16 protein-coding genes and 1 pseudogene are annotated in these 26030 nt (G+C 66.9%); 10 read left to right on the forward strand and 7 right to left on the reverse strand.

Annotated features, from left to right (window positions below; translation table 11 throughout):
• Positions 1–345 precede the first annotated feature (345 nt).
• Positions 346–1728, forward strand: coding sequence for an IS1380 family transposase (locus ACQP1S_RS06215; RefSeq protein WP_432902020.1), 1383 nt, complete (start codon positions 346–348; stop codon positions 1726–1728).
• Positions 1729–2079: 351 nt separating this feature from the next.
• On the opposite strand, the gene ACQP1S_RS06220 is transcribed toward ACQP1S_RS06215, so the two are convergent.
• From ACQP1S_RS06220 to ACQP1S_RS06230, 3 genes are all read right to left on the reverse strand, one after another.
• On the reverse strand, positions 2080–2427 hold the full coding sequence (locus ACQP1S_RS06220; RefSeq protein ID WP_432904001.1) for a hypothetical protein: 348 nt from the start codon (positions 2425–2427) through the stop codon (positions 2080–2082).
• Positions 2428–2566: 139 nt separating this feature from the next.
• Positions 2567–3100, reverse strand: coding sequence for a barstar family protein (locus ACQP1S_RS06225; RefSeq protein WP_432904004.1), 534 nt, complete (start codon positions 3098–3100; stop codon positions 2567–2569).
• Between the two features lie 325 nt (positions 3101–3425).
• Positions 3426–3923 carry an NUDIX domain-containing protein gene (locus ACQP1S_RS06230; protein WP_432904007.1) on the reverse strand — a complete coding sequence of 166 codons (498 nt, stop codon included), beginning with the start codon at positions 3921–3923 and terminating at the stop codon, positions 3426–3428.
• Between the two features lie 1118 nt (positions 3924–5041).
• Between ACQP1S_RS06230 and ACQP1S_RS06235 the strand changes: the two genes are divergently transcribed.
• The 9 genes and pseudogenes from ACQP1S_RS06235 to ACQP1S_RS06275 all read left to right on the forward strand — a co-directional run bounded on the left by ACQP1S_RS06235 (position 5042) and on the right by ACQP1S_RS06275 (position 20987).
• The gene (locus ACQP1S_RS06235) at positions 5042–5929 is read left to right on the forward strand and encodes a replication-relaxation family protein (RefSeq protein ID WP_432904009.1); all 888 of its coding nucleotides are present in this window, start codon (positions 5042–5044) and stop codon (positions 5927–5929) included.
• Positions 5930–6316: 387 nt separating this feature from the next.
• Positions 6317–7219, forward strand: coding sequence for a DUF2637 domain-containing protein (locus tag ACQP1S_RS06240; protein ID WP_432907832.1), 903 nt, complete (start codon positions 6317–6319; stop codon positions 7217–7219).
• Positions 7216–7617 (forward strand): hypothetical protein, encoded by a 402-nt coding sequence (locus ACQP1S_RS06245; RefSeq protein WP_432904012.1) that lies wholly within the window; start codon positions 7216–7218, stop codon positions 7615–7617. The genes ACQP1S_RS06240 and ACQP1S_RS06245 overlap by 4 nt, the downstream gene beginning before the upstream one ends.
• Positions 7614–9083, forward strand: a complete 1470-nt coding sequence (locus tag ACQP1S_RS06250) for a tyrosine-type recombinase/integrase (protein ID WP_432904015.1) — start codon at positions 7614–7616, stop codon at positions 9081–9083. The genes ACQP1S_RS06245 and ACQP1S_RS06250 overlap by 4 nt, the downstream gene beginning before the upstream one ends.
• Before the next feature lie 514 nt (positions 9084–9597).
• Positions 9598–13155, forward strand: a complete 3558-nt coding sequence (locus ACQP1S_RS06255) for a helicase-related protein (RefSeq protein WP_432904018.1) — start codon at positions 9598–9600, stop codon at positions 13153–13155.
• A complete protein-coding gene (locus ACQP1S_RS06260) occupies positions 13152–15881 on the forward strand; it encodes a DUF1156 domain-containing protein (RefSeq protein ID WP_432904021.1) in 2730 nt (909 codons plus the stop codon). The genes ACQP1S_RS06255 and ACQP1S_RS06260 overlap by 4 nt, the downstream gene beginning before the upstream one ends.
• Before the next feature lie 6 nt (positions 15882–15887).
• Positions 15888–19259 (forward strand): Swt1 family HEPN domain-containing protein, encoded by a 3372-nt coding sequence (locus tag ACQP1S_RS06265; protein ID WP_432904024.1) that lies wholly within the window; start codon positions 15888–15890, stop codon positions 19257–19259.
• A gap of 1010 nt (positions 19260–20269) precedes the next feature.
• Positions 20270–20563, forward strand: a pseudogene (locus ACQP1S_RS06270) (ROK family protein); the annotation flags it as partial.
• Positions 20508–20987: an ROK family protein gene (locus ACQP1S_RS06275; protein ID WP_432904027.1), complete on the forward strand. Its 480-nt coding sequence runs from the start codon at positions 20508–20510 to the stop codon at positions 20985–20987. The pseudogene ACQP1S_RS06270 and the gene ACQP1S_RS06275, both read left to right, overlap by 56 nt.
• Positions 20988–21006: 19 nt before the next feature.
• Here ACQP1S_RS06275 and ACQP1S_RS06280 read toward each other — a convergent pair whose 3' ends face one another.
• Genes ACQP1S_RS06280 through ACQP1S_RS06295 form a run of 4 tightly spaced genes read right to left on the reverse strand, consistent with a single transcriptional unit; the run spans position 21007 to position 26011 of the window.
• Positions 21007–22524 carry a phospholipase D-like domain-containing protein gene (locus tag ACQP1S_RS06280; protein WP_432904030.1) on the reverse strand — a complete coding sequence of 506 codons (1518 nt, stop codon included), beginning with the start codon at positions 22522–22524 and terminating at the stop codon, positions 21007–21009.
• Positions 22517–23746 (reverse strand): hypothetical protein, encoded by a 1230-nt coding sequence (locus ACQP1S_RS06285; protein ID WP_432904033.1) that lies wholly within the window; start codon positions 23744–23746, stop codon positions 22517–22519. The genes ACQP1S_RS06280 and ACQP1S_RS06285 overlap by 8 nt, the downstream gene beginning before the upstream one ends.
• Positions 23743–24969 (reverse strand): AAA domain-containing protein, encoded by a 1227-nt coding sequence (locus ACQP1S_RS06290; protein ID WP_432907835.1) that lies wholly within the window; start codon positions 24967–24969, stop codon positions 23743–23745. Before ACQP1S_RS06290 ends, ACQP1S_RS06285 begins: the two co-directional genes overlap by 4 nt.
• Positions 24854–26011 carry a hypothetical protein gene (locus ACQP1S_RS06295; RefSeq protein WP_432904036.1) on the reverse strand — a complete coding sequence of 386 codons (1158 nt, stop codon included), beginning with the start codon at positions 26009–26011 and terminating at the stop codon, positions 24854–24856. Before ACQP1S_RS06295 ends, ACQP1S_RS06290 begins: the two co-directional genes overlap by 116 nt.
• Between the last annotated feature and the right edge of the window lie 19 nt (positions 26012–26030).

Below are 26030 nucleotides of genomic sequence, written 5' to 3' on the forward strand. Positions count from 1 at the left end.
CTTAGGTGCCAACCCATCGCCGCCCGTCGAAACTCGCTGGTAGTCCTCTGGGACGGCCCCTGCAAGATCGAGGCCATCCACATCCCTGGTCTGCTGGATCTCGTCCTCCGCCTTGCTTACGGAGGCGATCCGACGGCCCGGTTTGCCGGAATGCCACGCAAGGATGCCAGCGTGGCTGCCTGATCACAAGACGCATCGCCAACCTTGACTAACCTCGGTCTTTCACGGCTGCCGTGATCTTGGGGGTTGGGAAGGCTCTGCGGAGACGGCGAAGTGCCTGCCACGTAAGGAAAACTGACCGGTGTCGAGTCGTTCAGAGTTCCGCGCGTGGAAGGCACTTCGTAGGTGCAGAATACCGATTGGTCCAGGGGTTTGTCCGTCGAGGTCGGCGGTCGTGGTGTGGTGTCACGCGCCGGGTTGGTGTTGCTACGTGCTCTCGCTGACAGGACCGGCCTGACCGGGGCGTTGTCGCAGGCGGTAGCGCGTCGGGGATTCACGCCGGGCAGGGACAGGGGTCGTGTCCTGACCGATCTCGCGGTGATGATCGCTGACGGTGGGGAGGTGATCGCCGACATCGACGTGGTCCGGCATCAAGGCGAGGTGTTCGGGCCAGTCGCCTCGCCGGCGACGTGCTGGCGGGCCCTGGCTGAGGTCGACGAGGTGCGGGCGCGGCGGATCGCGCGGGCGCGGGCGACGGTCCGGGCGCGGGTGTGGTCGTTGTTCGACCGGTTGCCGGCCGCCCGGGCCGCGGGTCGGGGCGTCGGGGCCGGTGTGGTGGTCCTGGACGTCGACGCGACCCTGCTGGTCGCGCACAGTGAGAAGGACGGCGCGGACAAGACCTACAAGCGCACCTTCGGGTTCCATCCCCTCCTGGTCACCTGCGACAACACCGGTGAGACGCTGGCCGTCCAGCTACGGCCGGGCAACGCCGGGGCGAACACCGCCGCCGATCACCTGCACGTGCTGGGCGAGGCGTTCGCGCAGGTCCCCGCCAGCTATCGGCGGCATCTGCTGGTGCGGGCCGACTCCGCTGGTGCCACCCACACCGTGCTCGACTGGCTCACCACGCAGAACACCAAGCGGGGCCGCACCGTCGAGTACTCGATCGGCTGGTCCATCGGCGAGCCGGAACGCCGGGCGATCACCACGGTTCCCGCCTCGGCCTGGACACCGGCGATCAACGCCGACGGCGGCCTACGCGACGGCGCGCACGTCACGGGACTGACCGGCCTGCTCACCCTGACCGGCTGGCCGCCCGGGATGCGGGTCATCGTCCGCCGGGAACGCCCCCACCCCGGCGCCCAGCTGACCCTGTTCGAGCACCGCGACGGCTGGCGCTACACCGCCTTCGTCACCAACACCACCATCGGCGCCCTACAGTGGCTGGAGGCCCGCCACCGCGCCCACGCCCGCATCGAGGACCGCATCCGCTGCGCCAAGGACACCGGCCTGCGCCGACTCCCCTCCCGCGAGTTCGCCATCAACCAGGCCTGGTGCACCCTCGCCGCGATCGCCGCCGACCTGATCGCCTGGCTGCAGATCCTCGCCCTGACCGGTGACCTGACCCGCTGCGAACCCAAGACGCTGCGCCACCGCCTGCTGCACACCGCCGCGCGCCTGGTCCACGGGCAACGCCGCCGACGGCTACGCATCCCCACGACCTGGCCCTGGGCCGACCAGATCACCGCCGCGTTCACCCGGATCGCGGCGATCCCCGCCCCCGGCTGACCACCACAGCCGCCATCCCACCGACCGGAGGAACCCAGGAGACCACGCCCACCGCCGCGACAGACGGCCCACCACCACGCCCACGACCCAAACGAATCGAACACCAACGATCAAAGGTGCGGGACCACAACCGCCGCCCTCAGCCGTGAACGATCGAGGCTAAACGCATCGACCGAGCGCTGTGCCAGTCTGATCGCCGCGACGGATTCGCTGATCTGTCGCCTTCCTGCCATCGGCCGCGTGGCACGCCGGTGTGGTGATGCGCGATGACGGGGTGTCACTTTCAGAGGCCGCGACGCACTCTCGGCAGCGATCAGCCCGGCCAGAAACGACTTCGCCCGCGTGCCGCCCTCAATGGCCTTCATCCGGTTGGCGGATGCGCGCCAGCAGGTAGCCGGCATAGGCGGTCAGCGCCACGGCTGCCAATGCCGCAGACGGACCGATGAGTGCGCCGGCATGTTCGCGGGAGCCCATCACGAAGGAGTGGTCAGCCAGCGATGACCAGCGAGACCGCCACGACAGGGCAGGCCCGATCGAGAGCGCAGATCCGACGGACAGGACCGATCCGGCGGAGCCGACGCTGCCGACAGAGGCGATCGAGCCGACGCTGCCGATGGACAGCACCGACCCTCGCGATCCGATCGACAACAACGAGTCGGTGGACCACAACGGCAGCCACGACGAGTCGGTAGAGGTCATGAGCAGATGATGCGGCACTGCTGTTGCTCTCACGGCCATCCGGATCTGCCGCGAGCAGTTCGCTGTGGCCTCGTGTTGTTGCCGCCTGGGGGTCGTTGCTGCGCCCGTGGGTAGCAGCGGTCGCGAGCGGTTCGAGATCTCACCGCTCGTTGTGGGCTGCTCGGGTGATGGCCTGCCGCAGGTGCACGGCCTCCTCATCACGGGTGCACAGCAGTAGCACCTTGAACGGAACGACCTTCCCGTCTGGCTGGCCGAGCGGGTTGGCCCAGTGGTGCGCTGTCCGGGTCAGGATGCGCAAGAGGATGCGTTGGTCCTGGGTGCTGTCCGGTAGTAGCCGATGCGCGTTCTCCACGATCACCAGGTAGCCGTCCGCCGGCAGCCAGTGCAGATCTCGGAGGCAGTCGGACAGGGCATTCCAGTTCCAGCCGAAGTAGCTGGGAAAGAGCAGCGTGTCCGAGAAGTCGTAGAAGACCTGGTCGGCACTCGTCATCCTGGCACCGTCAAGGCGGGCGACCACGAATCTACCGGACGCCGGTAGTGCTGCGGCCAACTCGACCAGAGAGCCAGGCGAGCAGACCACGAGCGGATCAGTGCAGCGGCACCGCTCTTTGTCCGTCGTCCTGTCCGCTCCTTGCTCACCGTGCTTTTCCACATGGCGGGCCTGCCGCGCCATGCCGCCCAGCACCTTGAGTCTTACCGAGCATCAGAGCAGCAGGGCAGGTGGGGCCCCTCCCTTCGGACGACCGGGTCCGCCGTGTACCGCGTGCTGCGCAGCTTCACATTGAGTGGTTGCGCGGATCTTCGGGCTGGTCAGGCGGTCGACTCGTTATGTCTGTGGATCAGATTGGGTAGTTCGGTGAGTGAGTCGAGGTGGACAGGCAGCAGTTGCTGATCGCCGTGTTGTCGAGATCGTGTCCCCGGCAGGGCTCGGCGGCCTTCGGGAGTTCCGCTGTGCCCGACCTGCCACGAGCGCCGCGTCCACGGCTCAATCCGGCCGACTACCTGCTTGAGACGGCGACTCCATCTTCGAGATAGACGCCGCCATGCCCGATCGTGGCGACGGCCGCGGCAACCCGCCGAGCCAGTCGTGGGATCAACACCTCGCTCAGGCGCTCCGGCTCGACGAAGTCGAACCGGTCGAGTTCGTCCGGGCACAGTCGTATCGCCGTGATCTGGTCCGCTGTCAGTACGCCTCCGTCGAAGACGAACATGAGTCCGCCGTCCCAGGGTGGGTTCGCCGGCACCCAGTCGACGCACAGCAGCGCTCCCGTGGGCACTGGAAGGCCAAGTTCCTCCTGGATCTCGCGTACACAAGCATCCGCCGGAGACTCGTCCGGCTCCACTATTCCGCCGGGAACTTCCCACACGTCCTTGTAGGTCGGGTGGACCACCAGCACCCGGCCGGCCTGATCCCGGAGGATCGCGCCGGCGGCAGCGCGGACCCGCGTCACGCTGGCGATGTATGAGAGGTCGGGTTCGGTCTGTGTCTCGGCCACGCGACCGACCCTACGGGCCCCGCCCTGGCGGGTGGCTCGGTACCGAAGGAAGGGTGCCGTACCGGGACGACCTGGGGGGTCCGCTTCTGGTACCGCTGGAGGGCGCGGCAGGGTGGCTCCAAGTTGCCCGATGCGCGGTGGATCGCCTCCAAGCGCACTCCCGGACGGGATCGTCGTCTCATGAAGTGAGACGTTTGTGAGTGTTGGTCAAGATTTTTTCTGCCTGTTGCGGGCGTGGATTTGTGCCGCTGGGGTCCAGTGCGGGTTGGCGGGTGTCGGTACGTCCGGCTGGGTCCGGAGACGTCGTGATCGGCTGCTGGCGATGCTGGTTGACAGGGTGCTGCCGGGGGAGGCGTACTGGTACGGACGTGACCGCGTGGCGGTCTGTCTGCCGGGTCCAATCGGCCAGGCTGGCGACGTTCCATGGAGGAGCGTCGCCGGTCGTTCGAGGCTCGGGGTGGGCGGATCGTCGTTGGTGTTGATTGGTAGGGGGTTCGCGATGAAGGTTCTTTCTCCGGCGGGTTGAGTCGACGCCCTACCGAGCCGTGATGTCGACGGCTTTCGGGCATTTGTCTCCCGCTGCGCGGCGCTGCCTGCCGGCGCGGGGGTGTGCCGTCCTGCTTCCGTAGCTGCTGCCGCCGTTCTTGCTGCCGCGACCGCCTTTCTGGTGGTCGTGTCGGTCGTTGCTGTCCTCATCCGCCCTCGGGTCGACCGGATGCCCGGTCGGGCTTTCGTTGTCAGCTCTACAGGGCGCTTCTCCATAGTCCACCGCCGCTCGCCATGGCTGCATATCCCTGCGGCGTCGTGAATGCCGTCGCCCATCTTCGTTGTGCTCAATCAAGGAGTTGTTGTGTTCTTCGTCCATCTCGTCTCTGTGCGCTCCGGCTTGGTGCCGGTGGCGGTGACAGATTCCGTTTCGGTGCCCGTTGCGGGGTCCGGGTTGGTGTCGGTGTTGAGGTCAGTCTTCAACCGGACCCCGGAACGGACCCCTTGTTCCGTCTCACATCGCAGGTCAGGCCGGCTGTCAGCGCTGTTGGCTTGTCCTGCGACAGACCCTGCATGGTCTCGGGTCTCTCCCCCTGGGGCTGGCATTCCATACAGGAGGGAGGTGGTGGTCGGTGGATGATCCGGTTCTGCGGGTTCAGTCTCAGCTGACCGGCCGTGATCGGGTGTTGTTGGGTTGGCTCTACGACCACGGGGTGTTGACGTCGTTCCAGATCGCGCATGCCCTGTTCCCGTCTCTGGATTTCTGCCAGCGCCGGTTGCGGACGTTGTACCGGTTGCGGTTGGTGGCCCGGTTCCGTCCGCAGCGCGCTGATGGCGGTTCGTACCCGTACCACTACGTGATCGATCAGCTCGGCGCGGAGGTCGTGGCTGCTGGTCGTGATGAGCGTCCGCCCCGGCGTGATCACGCCCGGTCCGAGCGGCGCCGTTGGACGTCGAGCCGCACGCTGGAGCACCGCCTGGGGGTGAACGGCTTCTTCACCGACCTCGTCGGCTACGCCCACACTCATGCTGATGCGCGGTTGGGGGAGTGGTTGTCGGAGGCGGCGTGTCAGCGGTTGGGGGTGTTCACCCGACCGGGGGACCCGGCCCTGGTGCGCGCGTACCAGCCCCGGGTCCGTCCCGACGGCTACGGCCGGTGGGTTTCGGGCCACACGGTGGTGCCGTTCTTCGTGGAGTACGACACCGGTGGTGAGTCGTTGTCGGTGTTGGTCGGCAAGCTGGTCGGCTACCGGGAGTGGTTCGCGACGTTGGGGCGGGGGTGGCCGGTGTTGTTCTGGCTGCACTCGGCTGCGCGGGAGCGGAACCTGCGGCGGGTGTTGGCTGAGATGCCGCTGGTGGTGCCGGTGGCTACCGGTGCCCGTGACCACGCCACCTCGGCGGGTCTGTGTCCCGCTGAGGCGGTGTGGGCGGTGCCCGGCGGTGACGGGCGCCGGTCCACGTTGGCTGAGCTGTCGGTGTGGGTCGTCGACGACCGTGACCGGACCGGGGAGGCGGCATGACCGACGACGCGTCACCGGACACCGTCCTCGCGCGGCCGGCGGGGGAGTGGCCGACAGCCTCAGAGTCGTTCTGTCACTGGTCTGTCAACGGCTTCCCGGAGGTTGCTGGCTGCCCGGTGACAGTTCCGGACGGCCCTGACAGGAAGCGGGCGCAGGTGTGCCGGCGCCCGGGTGGCCGGTCCGCGGACCGCTGCCCGGCCTGGACCCGGCAAGTCCCGGTCCCGGTCCGGCACGCCGGGATCGTCCGTCCGGTGGTCCGGTCCGCGCGCCCGCGCGGACCGGGCATGGTGGTTCGGTCCGGGGAGGTGGTCGGCCACGACCGCACCCGGTGATCCGGACTTCGGTCCGCCACGCGCCCCGGTGGAGGGGGCCGTGCAGGTGGTGATCATGCTGGCTATCGGTGGGGCGGCGGGGGCGGCCAGCTTCACCCACGTGCACAACGTGGCCGCCGCTCATGGTCAGCCGGGGTGGTTGGCGTGGGCGGACGCGATCGTGCTGGAGCTGATGTCGGTCGCCTCCGGCCTGGAACTGCGCCGCCGCAAGCGGGCCCAGGTGTCGGTGGTGTTTCCGGCGGCGGTGCTGGGCTGCGCGGTGGCGTTGTCTCTCGCGGCGCAGGTCGTGGAGGCCGAGGCGTCACCGATCGGCTGGATCGCCGCAGCCGTGCCGGCGCTCGGGTTCCTCGTCATGGTCAAGATCGCCCTCGGCTACACCAACACCTCACCACAACCCGCCCCCACCGCAACCGATCCATCCGCCGTCGAATCGGTGGACCAGCCCACCACCACTACCGCCCCGAGCGAGTTCGTCGAGGACCACGGCGACGGCCGGTCCACCCCGCCGACCACAGACCAGCACGGTGCTTCGCGGACCGTCCACGACACCAGCGACGAGCACCCGCACCACGGTCCGGACCGGCCCCATGCCGGGGAAGCGGTCCGCCGGCACCGGCCGTCCCGGCGCGGACCGTCCACCCACCCCACCACCACCGACGCGTTGCTGTCCGCCGCCCGACGCGCCCGGGACGACCTTGTCGCTGACGGTCAGCCGCTGACCCGCGCCGCCCTGGCCACCGCCCTGCGCGGCACCGGGCACACCGTGTCCAACACCCGGGCGGGACAGCTGCTGAAGATCCTCAAAGCCGACCAACCCCCGCCAACCTCAGCCCCTGACTGGCAGGGCCGAAAGCCAGCCGACCACGGCATGCCGCCGGTGACACCGGCAGCCGCCGGGTCCACCAGTTCGCGTACCTCTCCCGCCCTTCCACCACTGTCAGGAGACCCCAGCTCATGAACGCCGACCCCACCCCAAACTCCGACGCCCGACCGACTGGCCCACCCCCGTCACCGGAAGCGCCGTGGACCGCCGAGCGGATCCGCGCGCTCGGCGCCGCCACCACCCTGCCCACCGCCGCCGCCGTCCTCGGCATCAGCCGGTCCCAGGCCTACCGCCTCGCCGCCACCGACACCTTCCCCACACCACTGATCCGCGCCGGTACCCGCATCATCGTCCCGGTCGCCGGCCTCCTCCGGCTCCTCCTGCTCGACCAGCCCACCACCCCCGACCCCCAGGGTGGTGGGGGACTTGATCCCGGCGGGGTGTCGAGCGTGGATGCAACGACCCCGCCACCAGCGGACTACCACCGTCACCGCTGGCGGCGCCCCACCGAGCACCCAGGAGACGACGAATGAAGGGCTCCATCTTCAAACGCTGCGGCTGCCGTGACACCACCACCGGCCGCCGCCTGGGACGATCCTGCCCTGATCTGCGCCGGCCCGGCGGCGGCTGGTCCCGCAACCACGGCCAATGGCACTGGCAGATCGAACTCCCCGCCCGCGCCGACGGCACCCGCCGACCCTTGCGCCACGGCCCCTACGCGACCCAGGCCGACGCCGACGCCGTCCTGGACCGCATCCGCGCCGCCCTCGCCGTCCCCGACGCCAGCGACCCCCACGTCATGGTCAAAACCGGCGACCTCATCGAAACCGCCGTCAAAACCGGCGCACCCGTACCCACCCCCGAAGAGGTCCGCCGCACCCTGCACCTGGACATCACCCCCACCGAACTCCCCACCATGGCCGACTACCTCACCGACTGGCTCACCGGACGCAAGAACATCAAGAAAGGCACCCTGCGCTCCTACGAAGGACACATCCGCCTGTACCTGATCCCGCACCTCGGGCACCTGCGCATCGACCGGCTCCGCCCGGGTCACATCGACGCCATGTACGAGGCGATCGCCGAACGCAACACCACCATCGCCGCCCTGCGCGCCAGCCGAAACCAGGCAAAACGGGAGCAGGTGAAGAACCAGCGGATCGTCGGCCCTCGCACGATGCACGTCATCCACGCCACCCTGCGCAAGGCCCTCAACGACGCGATGCGCCGCCACCGCTACCTCGACCTCAACCCCGCCCTCCTGGTCGAGCTACCCCGAGCCCGAGCACCCAAGCCCACCGTCTGGACCGACCAACGCGTCAAGACATGGCGTGACACCGGTAAGACCCCGAGCCCGGTCATGATCTGGACCCCCGAACACACCGGCCGGTTCCTCGACCACACCCACGACGCCGGCGACCGCCTCTACGCCCTCTACCACCTCATCACCTTCACCGGCCTGCGCCGAGGCGAAGCGTGTGGCCTGCACTGGGACGACCTCGACCTCGACGCCAAAACTCTCACCGTCCGCTGGCAACTGGTCCAACAGGGCTGGGCCACCGCCATCGACACCCCCAAAACCACCGACAGCGAAGCCACCATCGCCCTCGACACCGAAACCGTCACCGTCCTGCGCGCCCACCGCGCCCGCCACCACCGCGAACGCCTCGCCGCCGGCACCGCCTGGACCAGGACCGGACTGGTGTTCACCACGCCCACCGGCGGGCGGCTGCACCCCGCCGACGTCACCGACCACTTCCACCACCTCGCCACCCAAGCCGGACTACCACCCATCCGCCTGCACGACCTGCGCCACGGCGCGGCCACCATGGGCCTTGCCGCCGGCGTCCAGATGAAAGTCATCTCCAACCGGCTCCGCCACTCCAGCCCACACTTCACCGCCAAGTTCTACGGCGACGTCCTACCCGAACTCTCACACGCCGCCGCCGAAGCCACCGCCGCCGTAGTACCCAGACGAAGGCAGGTTGGAGGGGCATAGCCCGCATAGTCCCAGCATAAAGCGGCAGACGAACCTGTCGTGACTGCAACTGTCACCTATCCGTGCAGCAGACCCTGACCTGTAGCGTCCGGGACGCTACACTTCTCTCTCCCTGGGCAACTCACTCCCCAGCGGTCTCAATGATCTGGATCGCCAGGAGACGATTTCTGATTTGTTGGGCAGGGTGAAGCGACTACGACACAACGGTTTCCTGTCGGACCCGCAGTGCTGAGCGGGCGCCGATGGGCGAGATCTTCAGGCTTCCGGTGCCGGCCATCGGGTGTGACAGACAGCCGTAAGTCGAAGAGGCGGTTGAGCGGAGCGGTAGGCGGCGAAGCGTCTCCTTCGCGGACGTCGGTTGTCGTAAGCCCGAAAAACGGGCGAAGGGGGCGAATTCGTATTTGAGCGAGAATTGCATCTTTTCGTATCGGTCGGTTCAGCCTTTTGGTTCCATCTTGATGGCATTGCATGCCTGCATGGCATTAATCGACTTGAATCTATCGGGAGAGTCGGCGTGAGTACCGGGCAATGGCGCAGCGTTACTCCGGGTGTGCACCAGCTCGGCGTCAAGCTTGAGGAGCTAACACCAGGGGCGCGGGTTGGCGGTGTCGCTGGGAGCGTCGTCACCGTCGTCGACGTCAAGTGGCACGGGTCCAATGCGCTCACCCTCACGTATCAGGACGACGGGGGTCGGGTCGACCATCGCCTGCTGTACCGCGACCACGAGCCCTCGCTATCGCTGGCGGAACCGTCCCGCGCCTACGCTTTCGATGGCGATCCGGCGCTGTTCCGGCTAGCTGCGGAGGGCCTGCGCATCCGGATGGCCGCCCAGTTCGACCCGATGCTCGCGGTCAGCACCAGCGACCTTGATCCACTGCCGCACCAGATCAAGGCGGTCTACGGCGAACTGCTGCCTCGGACCCCGCTGCGGTTCCTGCTCGCCGACGACCCGGGTGCCGGCAAGACCATCATGGCTGGCCTCTACATCAAGGAACTACTCCTCCGCGGAGACCTCGCACGCTGCTTGATCGTCGCGCCTGGCAGCCTGGTGGAGCAGTGGCAGGAAGAGCTGCTCGACAAGTTCAACCTCCGCTTCGAGCTGCTGACCCGGACATCGATTGACGCCACCATCGCCGGCTCGGTGTTCGAGCGCACGCCCCTGCTGATCGCCCGGATGGACCAGCTGTCGCGAGCCGACGACCTGAAAGAGGAGTTGGAGCGCTCTGACTGGGACTTGGTCGTGGTGGACGAGGCCCACCGCATGTCTGCCCACTACTTCGGCGCAGAGCTGAAGACCACCAAGCGGTACGAGCTGGGCAGGCTACTTGGCCGGGTTGCCCGCCACCTCCTGCTGATGACCGCCACTCCGCATGCTGGCAAGGAGGAGGACTTCCAGCTCTTCCTGGCGCTGCTGGACGCGGACCGGTTCGAGGGGCGATACCGCGACGCGGTGCACTCGATCGACACCGGCGGACTGATGCGCCGCATGGTCAAGGAGGAACTGCTCACCTTCGAGGGCAAGCCCCTGTTCCCGGAACGGGTCGCAGAGACCCTGCGTTACCAGCTGTCGCCTGGCGAGCGCGACCTATACGAGGCGGTCACCCAGTACGTCCGCGAGGAGATGAACCGGGCCGAGCAACTCAAGGCTGAAGGAGACGGCCGGCGCGGCAACACGGTCGGCTTCGCCCTGACCGTCCTGCAGCGGCGGCTGGCGTCCAGCCCGGAAGCCATCCTCCGCTCCTTGGAGCGTCGGCGCCGCCGGCTGCAACTACGGCGGCAGCAGATGATCGAGCTGCGCAGTGTGGGGGAGTCGACCCTGCAGCAACGCCTCGGTGAGCTGCTCGGCCGCAACGTCGAGATCACCGACGACAGCCTCGACGACCTCACCGGCGAGGAGCGTGAGGAGGCCGAGGAGAACGTCGTCGATGCAGCCTCCGCCGCCCGCACCATCGCTGAGCTGGACACCGAGATCGCCGTCCTTGCGGATCTGGAGGAGCTGGCCCGCCGTGTCCACCGGGCGGGCACCGACAAGAAATGGACTGAGCTGCGTGGCCTGCTGCTCGACGAGGAGTCGATGTACGAGGCCGACGGAGCCCGGCGCAAGATCATCATTTTCACTGAGCACCGTGACACCCTGAACTACCTCGTGGATCAGATTCGCGACCTGCTGGGCCGCGACGAGGCTGTCGTCGCCATCCACGGCGGCGTACGACGCGAGGCACGCCGGTCAGCCCAGGAGCTCTTCACCCAGGACAAGGCCACCCTGGTACTGGTGGCAACCGACGCCGCCGGTGAAGGTCTCAACCTCCAGCGCGCACACCTCATGGTCAACTACGACCTGCCGTGGAATCCGAACCGCATCGAGCAACGCTTCGGTCGGATCCACCGCATCGGCCAGACCGAGGTGTGCCGGCTATGGAACCTGGTCGCCGACGACACCCGAGAAGGCGCAGTCTTCCTGCGACTCCTCGACAAGGTCGAGGAGCAGCGACGCGCATATCAGGGCAAGGTCTTTGACGTGCTCGGCGAGGCCTTCGATGGCCGGCCGCTGCGCGACCTGCTCGTCGAGGCGATCCGCTACGGCGACCGTCCCGAGGTTCGGGCGAAGCTCGACCAGGTCATCGACGCGGAGGTCAGCACCGGCCTCGACAAGCTGATGGCCGAGCGGGCACTGCATCACGACACGCTCGCCGAGACGGACGTGCAGCAGCTGCGACTGCGGATGGAGGAGGCGCGCGCCCGCAAGCTCCAGCCGCACTACGTGCAGGCGTTCTTCGCGGAGGCATTCCGGTTACTCGGCGGCATCATGTCGGCCCGCGAAACGGGCCGCTTCGAAGTCACCCACGTACCGGCCGCCGTGCGGGACCGCGACAGGCAGATCGGCCTCGGCGCACCTGTGCTGCGCCGGTACGAGCGGGTGTGCTTCGAGCGCGAGCTGGTCCGGGTGCCCGGCAAGCCGAAGGCGGACCTGATCGCGCCGGGACACCCGCTGCTGGACGCGGTCGTCGACATCATCGTCGAGCGGTACGGCACCCTGCTGAAGCAGGGGACGATGCTTGTTGACGGCAGCAACCCGGGCGAGGATCCCCGGCTGCTGGTCGCTCTGACCCAACAGATCACCGACGGTCACGAGCCGGCTCGAACCGTCTCCAAACGGTTCGAGTTCGTCGAGATCCGTCCCGGCGGCCGGGCCGACTCCGCGGGTCCGGCCCCTTACCTGGACTACCGCCCGCCGACAGCAGACGAAGCCCAGCACCTCGCCGACCTGCTCAACGAGCCATGGCTGGCCAGTGGGGCCGAGGACATCGCGGTGAGCTGGGCAGTCGAGCACGGCATCAGTGACCACCTCACAGAGGTGCAGCAGCGCGTACGCAGTGTTGTGCAGCGCACTCGGTCGCAAGTGCGTCAGCGACTCATCCAAGAGATCAACTACTGGGATGCCCGCCATGCGGAGCTGCTCGACCAAGCGGCGGCCGGACGTAGCCTGAAGATCAAACCGGAAACCGCGCAGCGCCGCGCTCGCGATCTGGAGCGCCGGCTAGAGCAGCGCCTCGCTCACCTGCAAGCCGACGAGGCGCTGCGACCGCTGCCGCCTGTCGTCGCCGGCGGCGCGCTCGTCGTGCCGCAAGGGCTCATCGATCGGCTCACCGGGCAGCGCGACCAGCCAGTCGTGACGTACGCCAAGAACACTGCCGAGGTGGACCGACGGGCTGTCGCTGCGGTAATGGCCGCCGAGCGCGAGCTCGGCCGGCAGCCCACCGAGATGCCGCACAACAACAAGGGGTACGACATCCGCTCCCTGACCGCCGACGGGCACTACGTCTTCATCGAGGTTAAGGGCCGCATCCTCGGCGCCGACGACTTCATCGTGACCCGCAACGAGGTCCTGTACGGCAAGAACGCCGAGCGTTACCGGCTCGCCCTGGTCAGCGTCCACCCAGACGGACCAGATCACGACGACGTGCGCTACGTTCTCGATCCGTTCCAAGGATTCGACTTCGGGAACTTCGCCGCAGACGGCGTCCGCGGCAACTGGCACGACATGTGGAATAAGGGAGAAGCACCGCTATGAGCAATACCGAAGGACATCCAAAGCAGAAGCTCATCGAAGCCACATTGCCGTTGGAGCAAATCTCACGAGCTAATCGGGCAGAGAAGAATAGGAAGACCGGAACGGCACGTAACTTACATAAGTGGTTCGCGCCGATGCCCGCCCCTGCTTGGCGAGCACTTCTCGCCGCCGCCTTGCTAGACGACCCAGGTGACGATGGAGAGCGACAGGCGCTACTCGATGAGCTGCGTGACTTGGTCCCGACAGACGGCGGTTTGCCGCCAGTAGAAGCCTTGAAAAAGGTGCAAAGTCGGCTCACCACCTCCAACGGCGCCGAGGAGGTTCTAGTCGTCGACCCTTTCTGTGGCGCAGGTTCAACCTTGATTGAAGCGCAACGCCTCGGGATCAACACGCTTGGCAATGATCTGAACCCCGTTCCTGCACTCATCACCAAGGCGCTAACTGAACTCCTTCCCGCCTGCCAAAACAGCGGCCCCTATTTTGACAAGGGCAGCTCTGCTCTCTTCGAGGACGACGTCTTCTCAGGATTCCGCAGAGATGCGATGTATTGGATTTCCGAAATCAAGCGACGAGTCGAGCCGAGACTCGAGCAACTCTACGGCCAGCAAAGCGAGCGGGGCCGCCCATACGCTTGGCTGTGGGCACACGTAACAGAATGCCCGAACCCTGCATGCAGGCTTCCGGTCCCGCTTTTCGCATCATCCACTCTCTCCGCCCAACCTGGGCGAGAATTCTTCCTAACGCTCGACATCTCCAGTGACCGCTGCGTGTTTGGCGTAACCTCGAAGCATGCAGACGCCACTGCACCGACAAAAATTGCGGGCCGCCGAGCTGAGTTCAGGTGCCCGCGTTGCGGGCAGGAATTTGATGAGGAGCATGTAAGGCAAGCCGGCACTAGCGGCAACCTGACTGAACAGTTGATGTCGGTCGCTTGGGTAGGGCCTACTGGAAGCAGGTGGTTCGAGGCGCCAGGGCGTGACAGCGCCGCAGGGATACCAGACAAGTATCCCGACATCGACGATATTGACTTGCCCGGCGAGGCGCTCGGCTTCAGGGTTCAAGCATACGGCTTCCCTACCTACCTAAGCCTCTACACCCCGCGGCAGGCAGAAGCTCTATCGACCTATGCTCGGGAAGTTGCAGCGCTGCGGAGTGAGTTGCTTGAATCTGAAGTGCCGCGCAAGTACGCCCTTGCGGTCTTAGCCTTCTTGGGACTTTGCGTGGGCCGCCAATCCCGCTTTCTATCCAAGCAAGCGACTTGGCGAACGCGCAAAGGCCCATCAAAGGTGGAGGCCGGATTTAGTCAGCAGATAGTAACAATGGTCTGGGATTTCGCTGAGGCGAATCCTCTGGCCGGCTCGGTCGGTGATTGGGGGCAAGTCGGCACAACTGCCCTGAGGTCACTTGATTCGATTCCGATTAGGGGTGGCCGCGGCACCGTAACTCTCGGGGATGCCGAAACCGTAGCGTCTCGCATTAGCGCCCCGTCACGCATTCTTGTTGCTACAGATCCCCCCTATTTTGATGCAATCGGCTACGCGGACCTGGCCGATTATTTTTACCTCTGGCACAGGGAAGCCCTGCGCGACGTTTTTCCTGACCTGTATACAACAATGCGCTCGCCTCGAATTAGCGAACTAATCGCCGACAGGGCTCGCCATAACGGCTCCGAACAGCAGGCCACCCAATTCTTTATTCAGAAGTTTCAAGCGGTTTTCAAGAACCTGCTAGAGCTCTCTGCCAACGACCTTCCCATGATCCTAATCTACGCACATCAGCAGAAGGAGGGCGCCTACGGCAATTACGGCTCGACAGGCTGGGAGGCAATGCTGCAGGCGCTGATTGAGGCCCAAGTGGTGATCACGGCCTCTTGGCCAATGCATGCGACAAGCACGACACGCAGTAGGGGCTTGTCCAGCAATGCCCTTGCTAGCTATATCGTTCTTGTCTGCAGAGCCCGGCCAAGCGCTGCAGGTACATCAACTCGCCGTGCCTTTATCTCTGAACTACGACTACGCCTTCCTGAAGCACTTAGGACCTTGCAGCAAGGCAGCATCGCCCCCGTTGATCTCGCGCAAGCCGCCATTGGTCCCGGCATGGCAGTCTTCTCGAGCTATGCCAAGATCGTAGAGCCGGACGGCTCTCCGATGAGAGTACGCACAGCACTAGGACTCATCAATCAGATACTTGACGAGGTGCTAGCCGACCAAGAAGGCGACTTCGACCCCGAGACGCGTTTTTGCCTGAAGTGGTTCACCCAGTTTGGCTGGGAGGAGCAACTATACGGACGCGCCGATGAGTTGGCGCGGTCGACGAATACCTCGGTGGACAGTTTGACTCGGGGTGGAGTATTTTGGGCTCGCGCCGGGAAAGCACGCCTTCTTGAGCCGCTTGAGTTGGAGGAGAACTGGGATCCAGCCACTGACGATCGGATTAGTGTATGGGAAGTTGTGCTCCGGCTAGGAAGAGCGCTTAGCGCGCAAGGAGCCGAGGAAGCTGCCCGGCTCATGGCGGCCGCAGGCCAACGCGTGGATCTGGATGTTGCCAAGGAACTTGCTTATCTACTCTTCTCCATCTGTGAGAAGCGGGGCTGGACTCAGACGGCGCTGCTCTTCAACGGGCTGGGCACCTCGTGGTCCGACCTCTCCGCCGCCGCACGCACCGATGGCCCGCTAACCCCTCCGCCCGTCCAGGGCGAGTTCGACTTCAGCAATGGCGAGGAGTAGCCCAACATGGCGATCAGCAACCGGGACCGCATCGGCAAGGGATTCGAACTTCTCGCAGCCGGTTTGGAGAAGTTCGTCGATGACGGGATGAGCGTGGCCACTCCTGGCGACCGTGACTGGGTTGAGGTCCTTGAGGCGCGCGACGCAGCGAAGCATGGCACCGCGAAGACCTACAGCAAGACAGATCCGCAGGTGCAGCTCAAGGTACTGACGGAGGAATGGCGGGTCTTTAAAGATCAGCTCTCCCGGGTGGAGCAGTCCTTCGCCTCTGAACTACGGGAGACTCGTAACCGGTGGGCTCACAACGCGGCGTTCAGCCCTGACGACACGTACCGGTCGTTGGATTCGATGGAACGGCTGCTGACGGCAGCCGGCGCGGCGGAGCAGGCCGAGGAGGTGCGGAAGCTTCGGCTGGACCATCAGCGTGCGGTGTACGAGGCCGAGACTCGCAAGAGCGTCAAAGCTGCCACCACACCGAACGTACCCGGGACCGGCCTTAAGTCGTGGCGCGAGGTGATCACGCCTCATCGTGACGTCGCTGCTGGCCAGTACAACGCGGCGGAGTTCGCTGCCGACCTCCACTTCGTAGCGACCCGCAACCCGGATGTCAGCCGTGAGTACCGCGATCCTGTGGAGTTCTTCCGGCGTACCTACCTGACCGAGGGCCTTCGGGACCTGCTCGACAGGGCGGCTCGGCGGATCAGCGGCGACATGAACGCCAGTCCGATCATCAACCTGCAGACCAACTTCGGTGGCGGCAAGACCCACTCGATGCTGGCTCTCTACCACCTGTTCTCCGGTCGGCCCGTGACCGAGTATCCACAGGAACTGCAGGACCTGCTGAGTGGAGTAAGCCTGCCCGGTGAGGGGCAGGTGAAGCGGGTAGCCCTGGTCGGCACCCACCTGATGCCCGGTAAGCCTGCCGAGAAAGAGAACGGCACCAAGGTCAACACGCTGTGGGGTGAGCTGGCCTGGCAGCTTGGCGGACGAGCCGCGTACGACATGATCGCCGAGGCGGACCAGACATCGACCAATCCGGGCGCCGCGCTCGGGCAGCTCATCACCGCGCACGCACCGTGCCTGATCCTCATCGACGAGTGGGTCGCCTACGCGCGGGGCCTCTACGGCAAGGATGACCTGCCGGCGGGCTCCTTCGACACCCAGTTCACGTTCGCCCAGACCCTGACGGAGGTGGTCAAGTCCATCCCGGGTGCCCTGTTGGTGATCTCGATTCCTGCCTCGGACACCGCGTCGCAGCAGGGCGAAGGCGCGGACGAGGGCAGCGACCTGGAGGTCGGCGGGGCGAACGGTCGTGAGGCGTTGCGTCGGCTGCAGAACGTCGTCCGCCGGGTCGCCGACCACTGGCGGCCCGCCTCGGCGTACGAGTCATTCGAGATCGTCCGACGTCGCCTGTTCGAGCCTGCGGACGCTGCGGCGCAGGCGCACATCAGTGCTGTCGCGCGCCAGTTCGTGCAGTTCTACGCCGAGCATCGCGGCGAGTTCCCGCGTGAATGCGCCGAGATGAGCTACGAAGATCGCATCAAGAGGGCGTACCCGATTCACCCGGAGCTGTTCGACCGGATGTATGAGGACTGGTCGACGCTGGAGCGGTTCCAGCGAACCCGCGGTGTGCTGCGGCTCATGAGCACGGTCGTGCACGCGCTGTGGAACCGGCAGGACGCCAGCCCGCTCATCATGGGTGGCTCCGTGCCGCTCGACGACGCACGAGTGGCGAGCGAGCTGACGCAGTACCTCCCCGACTCCTGGAAGCCGATCATCGACTCCGACATCGACGGTGAGGGTGCCACGCCTGTTCGTATCGACGGGGATCGTCCCACTTTTGGTGCCCGGGCCCTCACTCGACGTATCGCCCGAACGATCTTCGTGGGTTCGGCTCCCACCTTGCAGACTGCACACAAGGGCATCGAGCGGCAGCACGTCTGGCTGGGTGTCGCCGTGCCAGGAGACACCGTCGGCAACTTCGGCTCCGCGTTGGAGGTACTGAGCCAGCGTGCCACCTACCTCTACGTCGACGGGGCGCGTTACTGGTACGACACCCAGGCCTCTGTGACCCGCACGGCCCAGGACTTCGCCGACCGGCTCCGGGAGCACCCGGAAGAGGTATGGGCGGAGTTGGTGGTTCGTCTCAGCAGGGAACGGTCGAACCGTGGCGAGTTCGCCGCTGTCCATACCTGCCCCGAGGACAGCGCCGCCGTACCGGACACCGAAGAAGCGAAGCTGGTCATCCTGCACCCGCAGTACTCGCACTCTCGAGGCAACACCGACTCCGCCGCGCTGCGATTCGCCAGACAGTGCCTCGACACTCGCGGCTCCGCGCAGCGGGCCAATCGCAACACGGTCGTCTTCCTCGCGCCGGATCAGAAGCGGATGGAAGAGCTCGCCGACGCAACCCGCGACTACCTCGCCTGGCGGCACATCTGTGAACGCATAGACGAGCTGAACCTCACCGCCCAGCAGAAGGCGATGGCCGAGCGACGGCGCAAAACCGCCACCGACACCGTCGGCCTCCGGGCAGCCGGTGCCTACATCTGGGCCCTCGTGCCCGATCAGCCGGACCCGGCGCGACCGTCGGAGCTGCAAGCGCTCAAGGCCGACGGGTCGGAAGCGCGCCTGGCCCATCGGGTGTCCGCCAAGCTTCGCCAGGGCGGGCTGCTCGCTACCACCTACGGAGCCCGCAACGTACGGATGGACCTCGACGGGCCACTCGCCTCCGTCTGGAACAAGGGCCACGTCTCGATGGCCGATCTTTGGTCGTACTACCGCAAGTACCCGTACCTCACCCGCTTGCGTGACCGATCGGTTCTGGACGAAGCGGTGCGGTCTGGCCTGGACGATTTCGCCTGGCTCAGCGAGGGCTTCGCGCTGGCGGAGGCGCTCGACGCCGAGACGGGCAACTACCGGAATCTCGCGCTGCCGCCGCACGACAAGTTTGGCCAGATCACCGACTCCACGCTGCTGATCCAGCCATCACTGGCTCAGCAGCAGCGGGACGCCGAGCCGGCGGGCGGAACGGAGCCGAAAGGCGGAACCGGCACGGAAACCGAGGGCCAGGATGGAGAATCCAGGCCCTCGGGTGGCGACGAGACAAGCACACCGCCGGGGCCCACCCCTCCGATGCCCCAGAACGTGCGCTTCGTTGGCGTCAAGCGGCTGGATCCCGAGCGGTACAGCCGGGACCTCACGCGCCTGTCCCAGGAGATCCTGCAGCATCTAGCCGCGGTCGAGGGCGCGCAGTTGGAGATCGACGTCCACATCACCGCCGTAAAACAGGACGGATTCCCTGACGACAAGGTGCGGATCGTAACTGAGAACGCCAACACGTTGAAGTTCCAGTCCTTCGGCTTCGAGAAGGACTGAGCGTCGCGAGCTGGAACCAGCTCGGTTCCGTAAATCCGATGGGAGCTGGTAGGTCCGGCCGGGAACGGCCGGACCTACCAGACAATTCCGTTTCGACGCATCGAGCCATTGGTGACGTGAGATCATCGTAAGGGCGTAAAAGGTGTAAATGGTAGGATATTGTCTCGGCGTCGGACACAGACCCCGCAGCCGGAGCCGGGTACGGCGGTTTCTTCTGGCGCGGCCCGACCGTGACCGGCGCCGCCGAGGTGATAAGCCCGGGCGGTACGGACTTCGCTGCCGTCCACGGCAGCGTCGCCGGCTGGCTCGCGGTCAGCCGGCACCGACGTCACGGACGCCACCTGGACCATGATCTTCGTATCGGTGGACGGCACCACCGCCGCGGACCGGTGGTTCGTCCGCGCCCCGCGACTACCTCGGCGTCGGCTCGTCCGTCGCCTGGGACCACCCGATCAGCCTGGCCCCGGGCGAGGCGATCGCCCGGCACGTGGTCGCCGTCGTCAACGGCAGGCTCTCCCGGGCGAAGGCGGCCGACCTCGCCGCGACCGCCCGATCGGCGGCGGCATGACCCCGCCCATCCGGCCGAGCCGGCCCCGGCAGCCCGAGAAGCCGGCCCGGCAGGAGAGGCTGCGCACCCTCAACCTCGAGCTGATCTTCCGCCGCATCCTGGCCGCCGGCGGACCGATCCCCCGCACCGAGCTGGCCATGGCCACCGGCCTGACCCGGCCGACCATCACCCGGATCGTGGAGGAACTCCTCGACGGCCGACTGATCACCGAGACCGGCGTCACCCACGACGGGCGGGCCGGTCGCCCCCGGGCCGGTCTCACCACCTCCGAAACCGGTCCGGCAGGCCTCGGCCTGGACATCCGGGCGGACAGTCTCGCCGCCTGCGTCGTCGACCTCACCGGCACCGTCCGGAACCTGACCTTCGAGGCGACCAGCTACGCCGACGGCGACGCCTCGGCCGTGCTGAGCCGACTGGCGCGGATGGCGCGGTGCAGCACGGCGTGGTCCGCTCCGCCCCCGCCCTCGGCTGGCAGGACGTCGACGCCAGCGCGCTCCTGGGCGCCGCCACTCGGGAGCTCGATCTCGATCTGCCGATCGCGGTGGACAACGAGGCGAACCTCGCCGCGCTCGGCGAGCTCTACGCCAGCGACAACAGCCCCAACAGCTTCGTCTACGTCTCCGGTGGGCTCGGCATCGGCGCCGGCATCGTCCTGGACGGGCAACTGATGCGGGGCGCCCATGGCTGGAGCGGCGAGCTGGGACACGCCACCGTCCACCGGGACGGCAAGCCCTGCCCCTGTAGCACGCACGGCTGCCTGCAGACCTACGCGAGCCTCCAAGCGATCCTGCGCGACGAGCCGACGCCTGCCGGCACCACACCGAAGGGCGGCCATCGCCGCCCGTGCCGACGCCGGGACACCCGGCACCCTGGCCATGCTGGACATCGCCGGTACCGCCCTTGGCATAGCCCTGGCCGACATGCTCAACATTCTCGACATGGACACCGTGCTCCTGGGTGGCAGCTTCTCCCTGCTGTCGTCCTGGCTCACCACGAACGCCCGAGCGGAGATCGACCAGCGGGTCCTCACCGCCGCATGGGCACCGGTCACCGTCCGTGCCGCCCTGCTCAGTCTGGACGCCGCCGTCATCGGAGCCGCACTCACCTCGACCGACCAGGTGCGGCAGGACCCGACCCCCTGGTTGGCCAGCGAAACCTGACAGCAGTGCTCGACCACGATCAGGTGTCGACTGCTCGGACCCATTGAAACGTCGCCGCACACACACCTCGGCTCGGCGGTGCCTCCCTGCCTCTGGGTCCCTTCTCGGTCAGCCACTGGACCAGTCGTTCCGTCGCCGCGACACGCTGGCGCTCCGCCACGCCGACCAGACGCATCGGACCCGAACCGGTGGCTGTCAGCCGCCAGCTCCGGTGTCCCGCGTAGAGCGCGAGACCTTCGTCTGCCGCTCCGCTGAAGACTACGGGTCCCTCCGCCGTGTCGACGAGCCTCGCCCAGTCGGCGTCGCCAGCCAAGACCGTTACCTGTTCGCCGAGGGGCCAGGCGCTGACCTGGTAGCTGTAGAGCCGCTCCGCCAGAACTGCGGCAGTCGGACGACGGACATAGTCCAGGTCACGCTCCGCGATCGCGTGCTCGAAGTAGCGGGCTGCTTCGGCCAGTGCGGGTGTGTCGTCCAGCCGCATACCCAACTCGACGTCTCGGTCCAGCCCGTGTCGCGCGTCGAAGTTCGCCGAGAAGAGGGCACCCCGCACCCCGTCCGCGATGACCCCCTTGGCATGGTTGAGAGTGCAGGGGTAGAGCTGCACTCCCAGCTCGGCGAAGGTCGCCGCGTCGGCGAAGTGCGTCGGCACGTGGTTTCGGCCGCGCAGTAGCATCCGTACCGTGACCCCACGCTCGACCGCCGCTTGGACGTCTGCGAGAAGCAGCTCCCGTCGGCCAGACATGCCGTCCAGGCTGAACGTGGCCAGCAGCAGCTCGCGGGAGGCGGATCGCACCAAGCGACGGATCGTCGCAGCGATGTGGTGCTCGGTGTGCCGGGTCCAGATCGGTCCGGCCTGATCGAGGTCCGGTGCCGGAAGGACTGCGGGGCGGCTCTGCGCAACCCGCTCGCCGACGGTCGGTTGTCCGGTCATCGCCATCTCCCACCGGCTACCGTGCCACAGCGCGGCGAAGAACCGGGCGATGCGTTCGGCCACCTCCGGTACGTCGACCACGACACCGTTCTCACCGGTCCTGTCCAGCCCAGCCGTGGTCAGGTTGGCGCTGGACACCAACGCGATCCGGTCGTCCACCACCGCGAACTTGGCATGGCAACCCTCGTACGCGCGTACCGCGATGCCGTGCTGGGTGAGTTCTTCGAATCGCTTGCGTTCTATCTGACTGTCGATCCGCTCAGCATCCCCGATCTCGTTGATCGCCCGTTGCAGATCCTTGTCGGTCATCGCCGAGATGACGTAGACGCCGCCATGCAGCCGGCTCGCCGCGCGGCACAGCGCTTCCCGGACCTCGCGGTCACCGATGAAGTAGCTCGCTACGAACACCTTCCGCCGAGCCGACTCGATCAGCTCGACAAGATCCGATCGGCTGGTCGAGCCACCGCCCGCGTAGGTGAAGCTGTGGCGATACCCTCCAGCCCGCTCGTCCGACGGTTTGAAAGGGGTTCGGTGCGGGGCATCCGCCCGGTGGACGAAGTAGCCGCCCGGCACCCGCAGCGCGCCCAGGTCGAGCAGCTCAGTCATAGGAGAAGTCCTCGACCGCGCGGAGTGCGTACACCTGGAAGAACTGACGCCTGCGCCACAGCTCCGCGACCACGTCGTACTCGGTCGGTTGGTGACCGTACTCGTCAGCCGCAGCTTGTGTTGCCGCAGCGAGCTTGGTGGCCGCCAGCTGGTTCGGCGGCTCGGCCAACAGGGTGGCCGCGGCATGGTCGACCGCGAAGAGGGCGTTGGCCGCCTCGTCCGCCGGGCTCAGCCGGACTGGTACCCGCAGGGTGATCTCCTGGTCGTGGTTCGCCAAGCTGAGTGGGCGACTCACCGGCAACTCATCGGCGATCATCGCCTGAGTGAGCCCGGCTGGCAGTGCGCACTCCCAGACTCCCCCCTCCGCTGGCGGTGCCAGGCGCGGACCCGGCAAGGGCGCGCCCCAGCAGGAGAAGGCGGTATCGAACGCGGCGAGCTCGGCCTCGAACCAGGCGCCGAGCCCGGTCGCCTGCGCCATGATCCGGCTGGGCAGGGTGAGCGGATACTTGTCCGGCCGACGGGCGTCGAGCAGCCGGAGCACTGGCCCCTTCCCGTCCCGCTTGAGGTAGCCCCGGCAGCGGTAGGCCGGACACGTCTCCGGTAGGTCACCGGCATCCGACTCAGCCGAGTGGACCCAATCTGGTAACCCGACCACGGTGCCCGCAGAGATCTTGGACTGGAGGAAGTCCCCCACCGGCAAACCTGCGGTCTCGGGTGGCAGCGGAGCGTCGAAGGCCGGAGTCAGCCGATGAATCAACGACGGATCGAATCCCTTCGAGTCAGTATCGAACGCGACCAGGTCCCCGGTGCGCGGAAAGTACATCAACAACAGGTGCGCCCGGTGGTACTCACGCAGTTCTGCCGAGGAAAGGATCTCCGTCGCGGCCGGCCGCACCGGCTGGTACACAGAAGCCGTGGCGGCGGATCCCTCTGGTGCCGTCGCGGCGGGTTCGAGGGCGCCGGCCGCCGCGACCCGCGCGGTCACCCGCTCGGCGAGGTCCGGCGGCAGACCGGTCACCTCGGCGATGTCACCGGACGAAATCTCGCCCAGGTGCAGCGCCGCCTCGATGACGAACCGCTCGATCACCGCCAACTGGTCGCTCACCACCTTCGTCACCGGCGCCCACCACAGGTGGACCGGCAGGAGAGCATCGGCGATCTCCGCCACCGCGTCCTTGGACAGCTCGGGCGCCACCGGTCCCCACTCGATCCCGCCGGTCACTTGAAACGCTTCTTGATCTGGAACTCCGGGTCGGTCGCGAAGAGACTGAAAAGGTGCTCGTAGAAGACGTTGGCCTCCTCAACCCCGTTGAGTCGTTTCAGCGTCTGCGAGTGTCCGACCAGCACGAGTGCCCTGCGCGCCCGGGTGCAGGCGACGTTCAGCCGGCGCACGTCCTTGAGCCACTGACCGAAATGTTGGCTGGGCCGGTGACCGACGGCCCGGGTGAAGCTCAGGAAGACGATGTCGGCCTCCTGCCCCTGGATCGCGTCGATGACGTCGATCACGTCCGGCTTCAGAACCCTCAGCTTCAGCTTCCTGATGTCCTGGTCGAGCCGGGCGGCCTGAGCCTTGTAGAAGGAGAGGACGCTCACCCGGACTGTGCCGCCGACTTTACGGTTGACCAGATCCCGGTCGTACGTCTGGATCGCCCAGCGCACCGCTTGACGCTCGAGGGCGTTGACGAATCCTGTCCCGACCCGCTCGTTATGCGCACCGATGTAGAGGCTGGTGTCGATGAAGGTGACCGGGGTTGGGAAGTTCGGCGTGGTGATCGGGTGCAGCCCTCTCGCCACGAGTTCGGCTGGTTCCGGATCGAGGTACCGGCCCCGGTAGATGGGTTCTCGCACCACTCTGGCGAGCGCCGGCACCATCCGTCGTTGGGTGGTGAGGCGCTGCCGTAACTCCGGGCGTGCCTTCGGCACCGTCCGTTGGAACAGGCTGTGCACCAGGTGCCGGAGCATCGCCTTGAGCAGGGTGGCGTCGGCGTCGGCGCCCTCGAAGTGGCGGTGGGCAGCGGTGAAGGTGTCCCGGTACCCGTCTACCCAGTCACCGCTGTCGACCAACTGCTGGGCTAACCGGAGGACTTCCCGGTTCCGGAACTCATGCAGTTCCTCGTCCTCCTTCCAGAGCCCGGCGAGTTGGGACACCGCCTCCTCCAGAGTGGGCGCGGCGCCCCGTTCGGCGCGGTGGATCGCGGTCAGCGCATGCAGGTGGTGCTCGTCATCGCCGTCCACGTGCGGTGGGAGCTGATACTCGTCGCCGACGAGCACCCACCGGCGGGCCCGGACCGCTCCGATCAGGAACTCACTCCCGGTTACCCGGCTGGCCTCATCGACGATCAGCATGGCGTAGTCGGTGTCCCGAACCGGCCCACTGCCTCGGCTGACGATTCCCTTCGTCGTCGCGCATACCAGGTTCGTTCCGCGGACGAAGGACTTCCGGATGTCCTCGACCAGGTCGTCCGTGGACCGATCCCCGGTCAGCTGCTCCCACCGGTCCCGCAGGTCGAGGAGCTGCTGCAACCATGTCCGCTCCCGGTCGACCGTTGCCAGGACCACTTCGGCCGGGGCGGCGACGACGTGCTGCTGCGGGCTGCAACCATGTCCGCTCCCGGTCGACCGTTGCCAGCTCGGTATCGACGTCCACGTTCGTCGTTAGCCAGCGGCCGGTGACGCCCTCGTAGGCTTCGTAGGCCTGATCGCAACGCTGTCCGGCCTCGGCCAGCGCGGAACCATACCGGACCACCGCCGCTTCGGCGGCGGCCAGGGCGGCGGTTACCCTGGCCACGTCAGTTTCGGTGATCCGACGTTCGTCAGAGAGCCGTTGCTCGAAACTGATTCGCGCGGTGGTCAGGGCCTGGGCCGCCTGCACCCGATCCGCCCGGTCTGCGGCGACCCGGTGACGGAGCCGAATCACCTCCGCCAGTTCCGGAAGGGCCGTCAGATCCGAGGAACCGAGCAGGTTCCTGGGCTCCTGACCAAGGAGCTGACAGCAGCGCCGCCAGTAGGACAACTGATCGGCAGGTACCGCCAAAGGCCGACCACCGACCGCCTCACCGTACCTGGCGGCGACGGTATCGGTCGTCGCCTGCCAGGTGGACCAGGCCTCGGCCCGGGCGACGGTCCGTTCGGTCCGCACGCGCAACCACGCCGCGAGATTCTCCCGATGCTGGACGAGGGAACGTCGGTCCGCGTCGGCCAGTGCCGCCGAACGGTCCAGGCTCGCGCGGCGCTCCGCCCACTGTCGCCGTTCGGCCTGCACCATCGCCATTTGCCGACGGATTCGGGCAGCCGGGCCGACGCCGAGTCGGTCAAGCCAACCGCCTGCGCCACTGGTCGCGGTAGCCAGCTGGTACTCGAGCGCACCGAGCCTGTTGCTGGTTCGCTCCAGCGCGACTCGGACGTCCACGTCGTTGCGCCCCGCGCTCAGTTCCCACTGCCGTAGCCGGGACTCGATCGTCGAGATCGTCGCGGTCTGGTCGGCCACCGCCTGCTCCGCTGCCGCC

Origin of the sequence: Micromonospora matsumotoense (assembly GCF_050951065.1) — a bacterium.
In the GTDB taxonomy this organism is placed as follows: Bacteria; Actinomycetota; Actinomycetes; order Mycobacteriales; family Micromonosporaceae; genus Micromonospora; species Micromonospora matsumotoensis.